10 protein-coding genes are annotated in these 16450 nt (G+C 72.3%); 7 read left to right on the top strand and 3 right to left on the bottom strand.

Annotation, left to right across the window (positions count from 1 at the left end):
- The first annotated feature begins 34 nt into the window (after positions 1-34).
- From OG787_RS15220 to moeZ, 5 genes are all read left to right on the top strand, one after another.
- Positions 35-1759: a DUF3492 domain-containing protein gene (locus OG787_RS15220; protein WP_405540492.1), complete on the top strand. Its 1725-nt coding sequence runs from the start codon at positions 35-37 to the stop codon at positions 1757-1759.
- Complete coding sequence (locus OG787_RS15215) at positions 1756-3057, top strand: hypothetical protein (RefSeq protein WP_405535495.1); 1302 nt, start codon at positions 1756-1758, stop codon at positions 3055-3057. Before OG787_RS15220 ends, OG787_RS15215 begins: the two co-directional genes overlap by 4 nt.
- A gap of 141 nt (positions 3058-3198) precedes the next feature.
- Positions 3199-4158, top strand: coding sequence for an NAD(P)-dependent oxidoreductase (locus OG787_RS15210; protein ID WP_235474996.1), 960 nt, complete (start codon positions 3199-3201; stop codon positions 4156-4158).
- On the top strand, positions 4146-4895 hold the full coding sequence (locus tag OG787_RS15205; RefSeq protein WP_405535494.1) for a spherulation-specific family 4 protein: 750 nt from the start codon (positions 4146-4148) through the stop codon (positions 4893-4895). Before OG787_RS15210 ends, OG787_RS15205 begins: the two co-directional genes overlap by 13 nt.
- A 63-nt stretch (positions 4896-4958) precedes the next feature.
- Complete coding sequence (gene moeZ / locus OG787_RS15200; protein WP_369036334.1) at positions 4959-6137, top strand: adenylyltransferase/sulfurtransferase MoeZ; 1179 nt, start codon at positions 4959-4961, stop codon at positions 6135-6137.
- Positions 6138-6217: 80 nt separating this feature from the next.
- On the opposite strand, the gene OG787_RS15195 is transcribed toward moeZ, so the two are convergent.
- From OG787_RS15195 to OG787_RS15185, 3 genes are all read right to left on the bottom strand, one after another.
- Entirely contained in the window at positions 6218-7762 is a 1545-nt protein-coding gene (locus OG787_RS15195) for an alpha/beta hydrolase (protein ID WP_405535493.1), read from the bottom strand.
- Positions 7763-7877: 115 nt separating this feature from the next.
- Complete coding sequence (locus tag OG787_RS15190; RefSeq protein ID WP_369036332.1) at positions 7878-9428, bottom strand: alpha/beta hydrolase; 1551 nt, start codon at positions 9426-9428, stop codon at positions 7878-7880.
- A 98-nt stretch (positions 9429-9526) separates the two neighbouring features.
- Positions 9527-12262 carry a YbhN family protein gene (locus OG787_RS15185; protein WP_405535492.1) on the bottom strand — a complete coding sequence of 912 codons (2736 nt, stop codon included), beginning with the start codon at positions 12260-12262 and terminating at the stop codon, positions 9527-9529.
- Between the two features lie 185 nt (positions 12263-12447).
- Between OG787_RS15185 and OG787_RS15180 the strand changes: the two genes are divergently transcribed.
- On the top strand, positions 12448-12813 hold the full coding sequence (locus tag OG787_RS15180; protein ID WP_369036330.1) for an MGMT family protein: 366 nt from the start codon (positions 12448-12450) through the stop codon (positions 12811-12813).
- 257 nt (positions 12814-13070) lie between these two features.
- A complete protein-coding gene (locus OG787_RS15175; protein ID WP_405535491.1) occupies positions 13071-16436 on the top strand; it encodes an ATP-dependent helicase in 3366 nt (1121 codons plus the stop codon).
- Positions 16437-16450: the final 14 nt, after the last annotated feature.

Here is a 16450-nt window from a genome sequence, read left to right as displayed (position 1 = left end):
GCGGCTCCCCATACGGGAGATCGGGGGTGTGCTCGTGCGCATCGGACTGCTGACGGAGGGTGGCTATCCGTATGTGAGCGGTGACGCCAGACTCTGGTGCGACCGGCTCGTGCGCGGGCTCGGCGGGCACGAGTTCGACATATACGCGCTCAGCCGCAGTGAGCGGCAGGAGGACGAGGGCTGGATCGAGCTGCCGCCGCAGGTCAGCCGGGTCCGGACCGCTCCGCTCTGGACGGCCGAGGACGACGGGGTGGCGTACGGCCGCCGCGCGCGCCGCCGGTTCGCCGAGTGCTACGGCGAGTTGGCGGCAGCGCTGTGCGCAGGACCCGACGCGGGCAACGCGTCGGACGGACCGGACACGTCCACCGCTGAGGCGGACCGTTTCGGCAGCGCGCTGTACGGACTGGCCGAACTCGCCCGGGACGAGGGCGGGCTGGTGGGAGCGCTCCGCTCCGAAGCCGCCGTACGCGCCCTGGAGCGCGCCTGTCGTGCGCCCAGCGCGCTGGGAGCGGCGCGCGAAGCGCGCGTCCCGGATCTGCTCACCGTCGCCGCGTACCTGGAGCGCGCCCTGCGCCCCCTCTCGCTCGACTGGTACGAGGACGACGGGCTCGGCTCGGTCGACCTGTGCCATGCGGCCGGCGGCGGCCCGGCGGCGCTCCCCGGACTGCTCGCCCACCACTTCTCCGGCGTGCCCCTGCTGGTCACGGAGTACGGGGTCCCGCTGCGGGCGCACTACCTCGCCTCGGGCGCCGACGACAGCACCCCCGCCGTACGGTCCCTGCTCGCGGCCTTCCACGGCAGGCTCGCCTCGGAGACCTACCGGAAGGCCGGGCTCGTCACCCCCGGCAACACGCACACCCGCCGCTGGCAGGAGAGATGCGGGGCCGACCGGGAGAAGCTGCGCACCGTGTACCCGGGCATGGACGCGTCCCACTTCGCGGAAGTGGGCGAGTCGCCGGAGACCGCGGACCCCAGCACGCTGATCTGGGTCGGCCGTATCGAGCCCGCCAAGGACCTGATCTCCCTCCTGCACGCCTTCGCGGAGGTCCGCAAGGAGGAGCCGAAGACCCGCCTGCGCATCATCGGCGCGGCCGCCGGAGCCGAGAGCGAGGCGTATCTCGGCCACTGCAAGGCGCTGGCCGCGCAGCTCTTCCCCGACGAGGCCGACGGCATGCACGCCGTCGGCGACAACCCGGTGTCCTTCGAGGAGATCGGCGGCCCGGAGGCGCCGACGCTCGCGGAGGCGTACGCGGCGGGCGCGGTCGTCGTCCTGTCCAGCGTGGTCGAGGGCTTCCCGATCAGCCTCGTCGAGGCCATGTTCTGCGCCCGGGCGACCGTGTCGACGGACGTGGGCGCGGTGGTCGAGATCATCGGCGGTACGGGCCTCGTGGTGCCGCCGCGCAATCCGAAGGCGCTCGCGGAAGCGTGCGTGGCGCTGTTGCAGGATCCGGCGCGACGGGAGCGCCTGGGCGCCGCCGCCCGCGCCCGTGCCCTCGAACTGTTCACCGTCGAGCAGAACATCGCGGCATTTCACGGCATTTACCTGGAGGTCGTCTCGCGCAGCCCCGTCAACAAGGTGGTCCTCGACGGCACCGGAGAACCGCTCCCGTTCGCCGTCCCCGCGGAGGCCCACGTCGCCGGCCGCTGGACGCAGGCCGGCATAGGCGTGGTGGCCCGGGGCGGGCCCAGCTGGGCGACAGGACGCGCATCCGCACCGGTACAGGCGACCCCCGTACCGGCCGGGGAGGGCGCGCGATGAGCGAGCTGGGAGAACTGGACCGCCCTGGGACACCGAACAGCCCCGGAGCCTGGGACGAGAGCTCGGAGGAATGGCTCATGGGCGCCACGGAGACCGACGCACCGGACACGGAGACGACCGCACCAGGCACAGAGACGAACGCGCAGGACACCCGGGCGCAGGACCGGACGGCCGCACCCTCCACCCGCACCGCGCGCCGAGGCACCGCGGACCCCGTGAAGGCGCTCATGCACCGACACCGTGAGCTGTGCGAGCGCGCGGTGGACCCGCTGGAGATCGCCGCCGGCCTGGAGGCCCACGGCGTCACGGACCGGACCGCCGCCCGCTTCCGCCACCGGGACGTGTTCTCCCTGGCCGAGGAGATGTACGCCAGGGTCTCCCGGGACGCAGAAACGGCACCGCAGACCACCCCGCCGGCCGCACCCCGCGTACGGGCCGACTGGGTCCTGCTCTCGCTGCTGCCGGGCGCCCTGTGCGCGGCGACGGTGACGGGCCTGCACCTCACCGAGGGCCGCGTCCGGCTCGCCGTGGCGACCCTGGGCGCCCTGGCCGTGGCGCTGGCCGTACGCGCGGCACTCGGCCGGGGGCCGCTGGGCCCCAGGTCCCACCCGGCGCCCCCCGGCACCTACGCGAGCCACACCCCGGCGTCCACGCGCGCGTGGACCTACTGGCTCCTCGCATACGCCCTCCTGGGCGACGACCTGCTCACCGCCGCGCTGACGGGCGGCCTGGACGGAATCCCGGCCGCCGCCGGTGACCTGGCCACCGCCCCGGTGCTGGCCCTCACCGCGGCCTGCGCGCCGGCGGCCTGGTGCGCCCACCTCTTCGCGCGCGGAGCCCGTCGCAAACTGGCCGCCAGCCGTGGCCTGGCCGACTTCACGGCAGCAGTCAAACCCCTCCTCCTGGGCACGTTCGCCCTGTTCCTCGGCATGTTGGCGGCGCTCGTGGCCGTCTCCGGAACGGTCCTGCACGCACCGGCGGCCTACACCACGACCGTCACCCTGGGCGCCCTGCTCCTCCTGGCCCGCCTCCTCACGGCACACGGCTTCACCCACGCCCCGGCGGTGCTCCTCGGCGCGGCAGCGGCGACGGAGGCGGCGGCCCTGGCCACCGCCTTCGCGTCCCACCTCCCCGGCTGCGCCTTCCTGGCCGTCCCGTTGGACGTCGTCGTGGCCGCCTGGGGTGCGGCGGGCATCCCGGCGGCGGCCTGCGGAGGGGCGGCCCTGGTCCTCCTGCTCCACGCGACCCGCACGCTGACCAGGGCGTCGGCACACGCGATGCCGGGTGAGGCCGGATGACGCCCCGGACCACGACCACGGCAGGTGACCGATCCAGCATCGCCCGGCCCCCCATCACGAACGCACCCGCAACCCCAGAAGGAGCAAACCGATGATCACCTCCCGACCCGGAGCCGGAGAATCCGCCGAGGGAGCCGTCCGATGAGGGTTCTGCTGATCGGAGCCAACGGCTATCTCGGCCGCTTCGTCGCCGACCGACTGCTCGCCGACCCGGCCGTGCAACTCACCGCCCTCGGCCGCGGCGACGACGCCGACGTCCGTTTCGACCTCGCGTCCGGCAGCCCCGGCGCACTCACCCGCTTCCTCGACGCCGTCCACCCCGGAGTCGTCGTCAACTGCGCGGGCGCCACCCGCGGCGGCGCCCGCGAACTCACCCGCCACAACACCGTCGCCGTCGCCACCGTCTGCGAGGCCCTGCGGCGCAGCGGCTGCGGCGCCCGTCTGGTCCAGCTCGGCTGCGGCGCCGAGTACGGACCCAGCCAGCCCGGTTCCTCCACGGCGGAGGACGCGGTGCCCCGCCCCGGCGGCCCGTACGGCGTCAGCAAGCTCGCCGCCACCGAACTCGTCCTCGGCTCCGGCCTCGACGCCGTCGTCCTGCGCGTCTTCTCGCCGGCCGGTCCAGGCACGCCCGCCGGCTCCCCGCTCGGCCGTCTCGCCGAGGCGATGCGCCGCGCGATGCAGTCCGGCGACGGCGAGCTGAAGCTCGGCGGGCTGGGCGCGCAGCGCGACTTCATCGACGTACGGGACGTGGCGCGGGCCGTCCACGCCGCCTCGCTCTCGGCCGCGCAGGGCGTCATCAACATCGGATCCGGCCGCGCCGTGCGGCTGCGCGACGCCGCGTCCGTCCTCGCCCGCGTGGCCGGATACGGCGGCGCGCTGCACGAACTCGACGGCCCGCCCGGCCCCTTGCGGGCGTCCATCGGCCACCCCCGCCCCGACCCGGACCACGCGCCCCCGGCCGCGTACCCGTACCCGGACGGCTGCGGCAGCTGGCAGCAGGCCGACGTACGCACCGCCCGCGACCGGCTCGGCTGGCGGCCCCGGATCAACCTGGAGGAGTCCCTCGCCGACATCTGGATGGAGGCGGCATGCCGCATCTGACCAGCGCCAGAGCGGGCACCGCGAGCACCGGCGTCCGCACCGGCTTCGGCATCCCGGGCTTCGCGCACCCCCTGCTCGCCCCGACCGAGTGGGGCGAACTCACTCGGCCTGGCATGCCCCTGCACTGGGTCGTCCTCAATGTCGCCGACGGCCCGGGCAGCCGCCCCGACCCGCGCTGTCTGGAGGCCGCCGGCCGACTGCGCAACGCGGGCGTCCGTGTCCTCGGCCACCTCGACACGGCCCACGGGGCCCGCACACACGGTGAACTGGCCGCCGAGGCGCAGCGGTACCGCGACTGGTACAAGGCCGACGGCTTCCTCCTGGACCGCTGCCCGACCGACCGCACCGCGCTCCCGGCGATCGGCCGCACGGTCGACACGCTCCGCGCGGCGGACGACGACACGCACATCGTCCTGGGCCACGGCACCCATCCGCACCCGGCCTACGAGGAGCACGGCGACCAGCTCGTCACGTTCTCCGGCCACTGGAGCGACTACCGCTGGTCGCAGGTGGCCGAGTGGACCGCAGAGCATCCGCCCGACCGCTTCTGCCACTTCGTGCACGGACTGCCGCACGGCCATCTCGACGAGGCGCTGCGCGTCGCCCGCTGGCAGGGCGCCGCCACGATCTACTTCACCGACCGTACGGACCGCGGTGGCCGCACCGATCCCTGGGAGACCATGCCCGGCTACTGGGACGACATCGTCTCGCGCCTCGGAACGGGTGTCTCGGAATGAAGAAGGGCGTGGCAGTGTTACGGGGAGAACAACTGTAGTGATTGACCGACCAACGGAGTCCCCGTGTCGCTGCCACCCCTGGTCGAGCCCGCTGGCGAGCTCACCGTAGACGAGGTCCGCAGGTACTCCCGCCACCTGATCATCCCCGATGTGGGGATGGACGGGCAGAAGCGGCTGAAGAACGCCAAGGTGCTCTGTGTGGGCGCCGGCGGCCTGGGCTCGCCGGCGCTGATGTACCTGGCCGCGGCGGGCGTGGGCACGCTCGGCATCGTGGAGTTCGACGAGGTCGACGAGTCGAACCTCCAGCGCCAGATCATCCACAGCCAGGCGGACATCGGCCGCTCCAAGGCCCAGTCGGCCCGCGACTCCGTCCTTGGCATCAACCCGTACGTCAACGTGGTCCTTCACGAAGAGCGGCTCGAGGCCGAGAACGTGAAGGAGATCTTCAGCCAGTACGACCTGATCGTCGACGGCACGGACAACTTCGCGACGCGCTACCTGGTCAACGACGCGGCCGTACTGCTGAACAAGCCCTACGTCTGGGGTTCGATCTACCGCTTCGACGGCCAGGCCTCCGTCTTCTGGTCCGAGCACGGCCCCTGCTACCGCTGCCTCTACCCGGAGCCCCCGCCGCCGGGCATGGTCCCCTCCTGCGCCGAGGGCGGTGTCCTTGGCGTGCTGTGCGCGTCCATCGGCTCCATCCAGGTCAACGAGGCCATCAAGCTCCTCGCGGGCATCGGTGAGCCTCTCGTCGGCCGTCTGATGATCTACGACGCCCTGGAGATGCAGTACCGCCAGGTCAAGGTCCGCAAGGACCCCGACTGCGCGGTCTGCGGCGAGAACCCGACCGTCACCGAACTCATCGACTACGAGGCCTTCTGCGGCGTCGTGTCCGAGGAGGCCCAGGAGGCGGCGGCCGGCTCGACGATCACTCCCAAGCAGCTCAAGGAGTGGATCGACGACGGCGAGAACATCGAGATCATCGACGTCCGCGAGATCAACGAGTACGAGATCGTCTCGATCCCCGGCGCCAAGCTGATCCCGAAGAACGAGTTCCTCATGGGCGCCGCCCTGGAGACCCTCCCGCAGGACAAGAAGATCGTCCTGCACTGCAAGACGGGTGTCCGCAGTGCGGAAGTCCTCGCGGTCCTGAAGTCCGCCGGATTCGCGGACGCGGTCCACGTCGGTGGCGGTGTGATCGGCTGGGTCAACCAGATCGAGCCGCACAAGCCGGTGTACTGACCTAAGACTCACCACCCCGTTCGTCGTGTCCGGTCGGCGGGGGTCTCGCGCACCACAGGTGCCCGGGGCCCCCGCCGCCGTCATGAACAGACCTTGCCGTCGTTCGGCACCGTCCCGTCCAGCAGATACGCGTTCACCGTGGAGTCGACACAGTCGTTCCCACTGCCGTACGCCCCGTGCCCCTCGCCCTTCCAGGTCAGCATCACACCGATGCCCTTGCCCAACTCGTCCGCCATCTTGCGCGCGCCCTCGTACGGCGTCGCCGGGTCCCCGGTGTTGCCGACCACCAGGACGGGCGCAGCGCCGGGCGCGCTGGTCTCCGGTGTGTCGTACTGACCGGCGACCGGCCAGTCGTGGCACCAGCCGGCCGTGTCCCAGCCCATGAACTCCCCGAACACGGGCGAGATCTTCCGGAATTCGGGCAGTTGTTTCTTGGTCTGCGCAGCGGTCGGCCGCTGCTTGTCGTCCAAGCACGATATGACCCGTTGGGCATGTGTCGTCGTGCCGTAGTGGCCCGACGCGTCGCGGTCGTTGTAGCTGTCCGAGAGCGCCAGCAGGTCCGAGCCGTCGCCCTGCTCGGCCGCGTCCAGGGCCCCGGTCAGCGCCGGCCAGCTCTGCGCGCTGTACAGCGTGACGGCGATGCCGGTGAGCGCCAGGCCCTGAGTCAGCTTCCGCCCGGAGGAGGTGGGCAGCGGCGCGGCGTCGATCCGCTTCAGCAGGGCCGCGATCTTCCGCGATCCCTCGTCCGGATCCTGGCCCGTCGACTTCAGATAGTCGTCGAGCGCCCGCTGGAAGCCTCTGGCCTGGTTCTTGGCGTGCCCCACCATGTCGGCGCTCGGGTCGACCACGGCGTCGAGGATCAGCCGTCCCACGTTCTTCGGGAACAAGTGGGCGTACACACCTCCGAGTTCGGTGCCGTACGAGATGCCGAAGTAGTGCGTCTTCGTGTCGCCGAGGACCTGGCGCATCAGGTCCATGTCGCGGGCGGAGTCGGTCGTGGACACATGCGCGATGAGGTTTCCGGCGGCCTTCTCGCAGCCCTTGCCGAAGTCGGCGGCGTCCTGGAGGTACGCCTTCTCCTCGGCCGCGTCGTCCGGCGTCGGGTCCACCGACTCGGCGGTCTCGATCTCCTTGTCGCTGCGGCAGCGCACGCCCTCGCTGGCCCCGACCCCGCGCGGGTCCCAGCTCACCAGGTCGTAGCGCTCGCGGAGTGCGGAGACCGTGCCTGCGTACGAAGGCATCACGGAGATGCCCGACTGACCCGGTCCGCCGAAGTTGAACAGGAGGGACCCGATGCGGCTGCCCCCGGTGGCCTTGGCGCGGATGAGGGCCAGGCCGATCGTCTCGCCGTCCGGCTTCCCGTAGTCCAGCGGCACCTTGAGCGTCGCGCACTGCCAGTCGTTGCCCGGCGTGGGGGAGTCGGCCGTGCCTTCGCAGCGGCCCCAGTCGAGCTTCTGCGAGGTCAGCGAGGCGGGCAGCCCGGGCGAGGCCCGGGACGAGGACGTGGCCGACGACGGCGTCGGGGCGGAGCCCTTGTCGTCACCGCTGTCGGAAGAGCCACCGCTACAGCCGGCCACCAGCAACGCGGCGGCGGTCGCGGCCGTCCAGCGTACGAAACGAGACATGCGCACTTCCCCCCTGCGAGCCCTCCGCTCGGTCAGCGGATGGCGGTCCGGCCATAGTAGGCGGATCACGCCGAGGCCGTTTCAGCCTGTGGATAACCTTCTGACCTGCGTTTTTCTAGGAGCAGACGGTCCCGGCCGCAGGTACCTTCCCGTTCAGCAGATAGCCGTCCACCGCCTTCAGCACACAACGGTTCCCGCTGTCGTACGCGCCGTGCCCCTGCCCCTTGTACGTCAGCTCGACCCCCACGCCCTCACCCAGCGCTCCCACCATTTTCCGCGCGCCCGCGTACGGCGTGGCCGGGTCGCCGGTGTTGCCGACGACGAGGATCGGCGCCGATCCGGTCGCGTCGACGTCGGGGTGGTCGGCGGCGCCCGGCACGGCCCAGTCGGTGCAGCTGACCATGGACCAGGCCATGAAGTCGCCGAACAGGGGCGAGGCGGCGCGGAACTCGGGCAACCTCGCCTCGACGTCCGCGACGGTGTAACGCGGCTTCTCGTCGGAGCAGTTGATGGAGATGTTCGCCGCGGTGATGTTGCTGTACTCCCCGTTCTCGTTGCGCCCGTTCATCGAGTCGGACAGCAGCATCAGGACCTTGCCGTCACCGTCGTAGGCCTGTTCAAGGCCTGCGGTGAGGTAGGGCCAGAACTCCTGGGAGTACAGGGCCTGCGCGATGCCGTTGGCCGCCGCGCTCTGCGTCAGCTCGCGCGGGAAGACGCCCGGGATCGGCTTGGCGTCGAGGTCCTTGAGGAGCTTGGCGATCCGGTCCTCGACGTCCTGGGCGGTGTCGCCGACCGGGCAGTCCTCGACCTTCGACGTGCAGTCCTCGGCGAAGTTGTCGAGCGCCAGCTGGAAGCCCTTGGCCTGCCCGAGCGAGCCCTGTTCGGGGGTCTGGGTCGGGTCGACGACCGCGTCGAAGACGGCCCGGCCCACCCTCTTGGGGAACAGGTGTGCGTAGACGCCGCCGAGTTCGGTGCCGTACGAGATGCCGAAGTAGTACAGCCTGTCGTCGCCGAGGACCTGGCGCATCAGATCCATGTCGCGGGCCGCGTCGGTGGTGCGCACATGCGGGAGCACCTTCTTGGAGTGCTTCTCGCAGGCCGCGTTGAACTCCCGGGTGTTGTCCAGCAGCTCGGAGCGCTCGGTGGCGTCGTCGGGCGTCGCGTCCTGCTGGAAGTAGACGTCGAGCTGTTCGTTGTCCTCGCAGCGCACACCGGCGCTGCGGCCGACCCCGCGCGGGTCGAAGCTCACCAGGTCGTAGCGCGTGCGCAGGGCCGTGTAGTCCTTGCCGAACGCGGGGAGCGTGGTGACTCCCGAGCCGCCGGGGCCGCCGAAGTTGAAGATCAGGGACCCGATGCGCCTGCTCGCGGCGCCGCTCGCCTCCGCCCGGATCAGCGCGAGCCCGATCGTGTCGCCCTTCGGCTCGGCCCAGTCCAGTGGCGCCTTCATGGTGGCGCACTGCCAGTCGTCGCCACCCGGCAGCGGGGACGGCGCATCGCCGCCGCCCTCCGACTCGGACGGCGCGGGACAGTCCTTCCAGCTCAGCTTCTGGGCCGACAGATCCTCGTCCGTGGAGCCGGAGTCGTCGCTGCACCCCGCCACCAGTGAGGCCAGCAGGAGGGCGGTGACCGTCAGGGCAGCGGCACGCGGCCGGAGGGGGTTGGGCATGCCCCCATCCTGCGGTGGCACCCGGCGGGGCGCTCGGGGCGCGAGCCGTACGAGGTACCGCGCACGCCCTTGAGCGCACCCGCCCGAAACCGCACTCCCTAGAGGGAGCCCTTCCGCGTCAGATGGTTGAAGAACAGCCAGCCCGGCAGCACCGGGATCCACAGGGTCAGCAGTCGGTAGAGCAGTACGGCCGGGGCGGCGACCTCCTTGGGGAGGCCGACGGCGATCAGACCGACGGTCAGGGTCGCCTCGACCGCGCCCACACCACCGGGGGTCGGCGCCGCGGACCCCAGCGCGTTGCCGGCGAGGAAGACGACGGCGACGCTGGCGAGGCTGAGCGAGGTCGTCTCGTCGCCGAACGCGCGGATCGACGCGTCCAGGCACATCACGAAGCACGCGGTCAGCAGCAGCATGCCGCCGATACCGGTGACCAGCTTCTGGGGCCGCTGGAGGACGTCCAGCATGCGCGGTACGACACCGGCGAACAGCGACCGCACGCGCGTGACGACGAACTTCCGCAGGAACGGCACAGAGGTCACCACGAGGACGAGCACCGCGACGGTCAGCAGACCCGCGATGACCGTCCGGGACGGCGACAGCGACGGCGTCTTCTCGGTACCGGTCAGATAACCGAACGACAGCAGCATCAGGATGTGGCAGCCGAGCCCGAACAGCTGCGACGCGCCGACACTGGCCACCGCGAGCCCCGGCCGCACCCCCGCGCGTTGCAGGAACCGTGTGTTGAGGGCCACACCGCCCACCGCCGCGGGCGCCACGATCTTCACGAAGGACCCGGCGACCTGCGCGGCCACGGTCCGCATGAACGGCACCCGCTCGGGTACGAAGCCCAGCAGACTCATCGCCGCGGCGAAGTAACTCAGCGCCGAGAACAGCACGGCCGCGATGACCCAGCCCCACTCGGCGTTGTCGAACAGGGTGCCGAACTCGATATGGGTGAGCTGGGAGAGCAGGAAGTACGCACCGAACGCGCCGGCGATGAAGCTGATCAGCGTGCGCGGTCTCACCCGCTCCAGCCGGGCCGGTTCGACCGGTGCCTGGGGTCTGATCAGCAGTACCTGGTGGCGGATCTGGGTGAGCAGATCCTCCTCACGGGCCCCCTCCAGGGCCTCGTCGAGGGCCCGCTTCTCGGCCCGCTGCTCCGCCCGTACGGCCTTCTTGCCGGGCTTCTCCAGTACGACGGGACCGGTGTCGGCGTGGGCCGCCTCCAGACGGGCCTGCTTGGCCTGCTGGGACGCCTCCAGGACCGCCTCCCGCTGACGCTGGGCGCGCTCGCGGGCGAGTTTGCGCAGCGTCGCGCGCGTGGAGCGGGACAGCGCGATGGGCTGGAGCATCGGCAGACAGTCCGCCACCGCGTCCGGGCCGAGCACCCCGACCGCCGACGCCACCGCGCGTTCGGCGCCCACGCGCAGGCCCAGGGTCGACACCAGCTGGGCGATGTCCATGCGCAGCAGCAGGTCCCCGGCCGCGATCTCGCCGACCCGGAGGTCCGTGAGGATCACCTTGCCGGAACGATCCACCAGGATCGCGTCGGCGACGAGTCTGCGATGCGCGATGCGCCGCGACTGTAGTGCCCTGACCTGATGCCAGGTGTTGCGCAGCAGTTCGTCGGTGATGTCCTCGTCGTCCAGCGAGTCGAGTGTGCGGCCCCCGGTGTGCTCGTAGACGAGCATCACGGCGTCGGGGCCGAGTTCCGAGGTCGCGATCAGTTTGGGCGCGTTGGCCCCGGCGGCGATCGCCGCGTACGCAAGGAGTGCCTCCTGCTCCAGGGCCTGGCGCAGCGACTGGAGGCTGCTGCGGGTGGCCAGGCCGCGCAGCGTGATGTTGCGCCACATGCGGTAGAAGAAGCCCTGCGCCTGCTGTTCCCGGTCGACCACGGTGACGTCCAGCGGGGGGCCGTCCTCCAGGGTGACGAAGTAGCGCCGGCCCCGGTCACCGCTGTCCGTGGCCTCCGGCACCTCCTCACGGGCCGCGCTCACCGGGCGGAAACCGACGTGCCGCAGGCCCGCCATCAGGTTGCGCCCCGTGGGCCGCACGTTCGGCGAGCCGACCGCGTACAGCGTCCCGTACGCCACCGACCAGCCGATCAGCACCGTCAGGATGATCGAGAACGGTGTCGTGTAGCCGGTGACCAGCATCGAGAAGGCGTCGAGCAGCAGCACCACCCACAGGACGGCGCGCCAGCGCGGCCGGCGGGACATGCCGACGGCCGTCATGTACGCGATGACCGGCGCGAGATAGCCGTGCACCGGGTCGGTGAGGGCGTGGATGTCACCGGGGGAGGGCTGGGTCAGCGCCTCCTGGATGGAGTCCGGGGCGGCCTTGGCGACCCACAGGTCGGTGGCGAGGGTCACTCCGTGCGCGAGGACCGCCGCGAGGACACCGTCGGCGATCCGCAGCCCGTCCCGCTTGATCAGCCGCTCGATCGCGAAGGCGACCGGCACGAGGAGGATCGCGATGCTCGACGCCAGACCCGCGATCTTGATCAGCAGGTCGGGCGCCTGGCCGGTGCCCTTGTTGATGTCCTGTTCGAGCCCCGAGGTGGTGCCGTGCGCGAACGCGGCGATCGCGAGCAGGACGACGACCGCGAAGACGCCCGCCAGGAGCCGCATGAGGTCGGAGGGGCGGTGCACGCGCGCGGGGAGCAGCGGTTCGTCGCCCTCGACTTCTTCGGCGTGGGGGTCGTCGTCGGGGCAGTCGGCGGCCGGGTCGGCCGGTGTCCGCTCGGGCTCGTGACCGGTGCCGTCGGCACCGGGGCGCGACGAGACCTCAGAGGTGCCCTCCGCGTCTTCGGGGTGCACGCCCTGCTGCTTCATGGTCTCTTCTTGGTCTCGTATCACCGGTCACCGCCCGCACGATGGTGGCATGCCCCACTGACACACAGGGGCATCAGGGTGCAGTGCGGGGGCGCACAGTCTGCCGCAAGCGCCGCTCCGGGGCGAGGAATACCCACGCTCGCCGCCTCGTCACATTGTCGGTGGGGTGGGGCAGGATGGGCCGGATGAGCAACGAGAGCCTTCCGGCGGACGCCCTGCCGGAGTACGCCGAGCGGGTCCTGGAGGCCGCGGAACAGATCCCGCCCGGGCGTGTCATGACGTACGGCGATGTGGCCGAGTGGCTGGAGGAGGGCGGACCGCGCCAGGTCGGGCGGGTGATGGCCCTCTATGGAGGGGCCGTTCCGTGGTGGCGGGTCGTCCGCGCGGACGGCGCCCTGCTCCCGGGCCACGAACTGGAGGCCCTCGATCACTACCGCGCGGAGGGCACGCCTCTGAAGGAGGCGAGCAGAGCCGCAGAGGGGCATCTGCCGCGCCTCGACATGAGACGCGCGCGGTGGGACGGCGGAGAGCCGGCGGAGGGTCACACCTGACAGCTTCCGCCATCGGGCGGGCGTCAGGGGAACCTGTGGCCCGTACGGGGTAAACCGGGCACGTCCGTGCCATGGCGTACGTTCGTGGGGCGTGGGGCCGAGGTGGCGCTCGGGGCGGGAGGGAACAAGCGGAAGTCCTGCTTCCGAACCGCCCGTCGGCGTACCGTCGGCTGCACCTGTCCCCCTCACCTCCCGGCCACCGTCCTCCACGCACGACGGTCGTCCAACCAGCACACCCACCAGGACCGGCGAACCACGTGAGCTCCTCTTCCTCCACCAGGCGCCTGTCGCACCCTCAGGTGCGACAGGGGGACCGTGGCGCTTACCGACTGGTGCGTACCCCGCCCACGCGGCAGGACCCCCCTCGTCTGGACGCCGCACAGCGCGCAGTGGTTGACCATGAGCGGGGACCACTGCTCGTCCTCGCAGGCCCGGGTACCGGAAAGACCACCACGCTCGTCGAGGCCGTGGCGGCCCGCATCGCCCGGGGCGGGGACCCCGAGCGGATCCTCGTGCTGACGTTCAGCCGCAAGGCGGCCGTCGAGCTGCGCGACCGGATGGCGCTGCGCATCGGCGCCGCCCGCGCTCCCCGCGCGACCACCTTCCACTCCTTCTGCTACGCCCTGGTCCGCGCCCACCAGGACAGCGAGCTGTTCGTGGAGCCCCTGCGGCTGCTCTCCGGCCCCGAACAGGACGTGGCGGTACGCGGGCTGCTCGCCGGCCAGCCCGACCTGGAGCGGCTCGGCCTCGCCCATGTGCGCTGGCCGGACGAACTGCGCGCCTGCCTCACCACCCGCGGCTTCGCCGACGAGGTCCGCGCGGTCCTCGCCCGCAGCCGCGAACTGGGCCTCGGCCCGGACGCCCTGGACGCCTTCGCCCGACGCATCGGCCGACCCGACTGGCGCGCCGCCGCCGCCTTCCTCGCCGAGTACCTCGACGTGCTCGACATGCAAGGGGTGCTCGACTACGCGGAACTCGTGCACCGCGCGGTGCTCCTCGCCGACCGTCCCGACACCGCGGGGCAGCTCGCCGCCCGCTACGACGCCGTCTACGTGGACGAGTACCAGGACACCGACCCGGCCCAGGTGCGGCTGCTGCACGCGCTCGCCGGGGGCGGCCGGACCCTCGTCGCCCTCGGCGACCCCGACCAGTCGATCTACGCGTTCCGCGGCGCGGACGTCAACGGCATCCTGGACTTCCCGGCGGCCTTCCCGCGCGCGGACGGCCGCCCCGCGCCGGTCGAGGTCCTCAGGACGTCCCGCCGCTCCGCCGCCGTCCCGCTGACCGCCACCCGTCTCCTCACCCAGCGCATGCCCCTGACCCGCCTCCCGGCCGAGAAGGTCCGCGCCCACCGGGCACTCACCCCGGTCCGCGACGGAGGCCGTGTCGAGGTCTGCACGTACCCGACGGCCGGTACGGAACTGGACAACATCGCCGACATCCTGCGCCGCGCTCATCTGGAGGACGGTGTCCCCTGGGGCGAGATGGCCGTCCTGGTGCGGGCCGGCGGCCGGACGATCCCCACGGTCCGGCGCGCCCTCACGGCCGCCGGGGTCCCCCTGGACATCGACGGCGACGACCTGCCCCTGCGCCACGAACCGGCGGTGGCACCGCTCCTGACGGCGCTCAGGGCGGTGGCCACGGCGGAGGCGTCCGGCGCGGACGAGGAGACGGGCGCCGAAGAGCCAGGAGACGCCGGCACCGCCGTGCCGGGAGACACCGCCTGGCTCGGCACGGAGACCGCTCTTACGCTCCTCACCTCCCCCCTCGCCGGCATGGACGCCGCCGACCTGCGCCGCCTCGGCCGCGCCCTGCGCGAGGAGGAGCGGGCCGGAGGCAACCCCGTACCGCCGCCCTCGGACGAACTCCTCGCCCGCGCGCTCGCCGAACCGGAACGCCTCGTCGCCCACGACCCGACGTACGCGCGCGGTGCCCAGCGCCTCGGCGCGCTGCTCAGGAAGGCCCGTGAGCGCCTCGCGGGCGGCGGCACGGCCGAAGAGGCCCTCTGGGACCTGTGGAACGGCACGCCTTGGCCGACGCGGCTGGAGCGGGCCGCCCGGCGCGGCGGCGCGGCCGGACGCAACGCCGACCGGGACCTCGACGCTGTGTGCGCGCTGTTCGCGACCTCCGCGCGCGCGGAGGAGCGCACCGGAGGCCGGGGCGCCCTCAACTTCCTGGAGGAGATCGACGCCGAGGACATCGCCGCCGACACCCTCACCCGCCGCGCCGTACGCCCCGACGCCGTGCGCCTGATGACCGCGCACCGCTCCAAGGGTCTCCAATGGCGCCTCGTCGTCGTCGCCGGCGTCCAGGAGGGACTGTGGCCCGACCTGCGCCGCCGCGGCTCCCTCCTGGAGGCCGACCGTATCGGCCGCGACGGTCTCGCCGAACCGCTCACCCCGGGAGCACTGCTCGCCGAGGAACGGCGCCTGTTCTACGTGGCCGCCACACGCGCGCGCGACCGCCTGGTCGTCACCGCGGTGAAGGCCCCCGCCGACGACGGGGACCAGCCCTCCCGCTTCCTCACCGAACTCGGCGTCGAACCCAAGGACGTGACAGGCCGCCCTCGCCGTCCCCTCTCCGTCGCCGCCCTGGTCGCCGAACTGCGCGCCACCACGGTCGACCCGCGCGTCTCCGGCCCTCTGAGGGAAGCCGCCGCCCGCCGCCTGGCCCGCCTTGCCGCGCTCACGGACGAGGACAGCCGCCCACTCGTGCCGTCCGCCCATCCCCACCGCTGGTGGGGCATGTACGAGCCGACCGAGAGCAAGGTCCCGCTGCGCGACCGCGACCAGCCCGTCGTGCTGTCCGGCAGCGCCCTCGACCAACTCGCCAACACCTGCGCCTTGCAGTGGTTCCTGGGCCGCGAGGTGAAGGCCGACGCCCCCGCGACCGCCGCCCAGGGCTTCGGCAACGTGGTGCACGTCCTGGCCGACGAGGTCGCCTCCGGGCACACCCCCGCAGACCTCGACGTCCTCATGGAACGCCTCGACTCCGTGTGGAACGCGCTCGCCTTCGACGCGCCGTGGAAGTCGGCGCAGGAGAAGGAGCACGCGCGCGTGGCGCTCGAACGCTTCCTGACGTGGCACGTCGACTCCGCGCGCACCGGCCGTACCCCCGTCGCGAGCGAGCACGACTTCGACGTGACCCTCGGGGCGGGCGACTACGAAGTGCGTATCCGCGGTTCCATGGACCGCGTCGAGACCGACGGCGAGGGCCGCGCCTACGTCGTCGACTTCAAGACCGGCAAACAGGCGCCCACCGCCGCCGAGGTGGCCCGCCACCCCCAGCTCGCCGTCTACCAGCTCGCCGTCCGCGAAGGCGCCGTCGACGACGCCTTCGACGGGGTGCGCCCCGAACCGGGCGGCGCCGAACTCGTCCAGCTGCGCCAGGGCGCCGCCAAAAGGGACGGTGGCGAGACCCTGCCCAAGGTGCAGGCCCAGGCCCCCCTTGAAGGAAGGGCCGGGGAAGGCGCGGAGGGCGAGTGGGTCGGCGACCTGCTGGCCACGGCCGCAGGCAAGGTGCTCGACGAACGCTTCACGCCGACCGCCGGCCAGCACTGCGCGCACTGCTCCTTCCGGGCCTCGTGCAGCGCCCGCCCGGAAGGCCGGCACGTGGTCGAGTGACACCGGCTGTCAGT

Origin of the sequence: Streptomyces sp. NBC_00075 (assembly GCF_045041225.1) — a bacterium.
GTDB lineage: Bacteria > Actinomycetota > Actinomycetes > Streptomycetales > Streptomycetaceae > Streptomyces > Streptomyces adonidis.
The sequence above is the reverse complement of the archived record's forward strand: the minus strand, read 5'-3'. Positions and strand labels throughout refer to the sequence as shown.

Bases quoted from the DNA above. Each gene is read 5' to 3' on its own strand.
- OG787_RS15215 (WP_405535495.1), top strand. From the start codon at position 1,756: ATGAGCGAGCTGGGAGAACTGGACCGCCCTGGGACACCGAACAGCCCC.
- OG787_RS15210 (WP_235474996.1), top strand. From the start codon at position 3,199: ATGAGGGTTCTGCTGATCGGAGCCAACGGCTATCTCGGCCGCTTCGTC.
- OG787_RS15205 (WP_405535494.1), top strand. From the start codon at position 4,146: ATGCCGCATCTGACCAGCGCCAGAGCGGGCACCGCGAGCACCGGCGTC.
- OG787_RS15195 (WP_405535493.1), bottom strand. From the start codon at position 7,762: ATGTCTCGTTTCGTACGCTGGACGGCCGCGACCGCCGCCGCGTTGCTG.
- OG787_RS15190 (WP_369036332.1), bottom strand. From the start codon at position 9,428: ATGCCCAACCCCCTCCGGCCGCGTGCCGCTGCCCTGACGGTCACCGCC.
- OG787_RS15185 (WP_405535492.1), bottom strand. From the start codon at position 12,262: ATGAAGCAGCAGGGCGTGCACCCCGAAGACGCGGAGGGCACCTCTGAG.
- OG787_RS15180 (WP_369036330.1), top strand. From the start codon at position 12,448: ATGAGCAACGAGAGCCTTCCGGCGGACGCCCTGCCGGAGTACGCCGAG.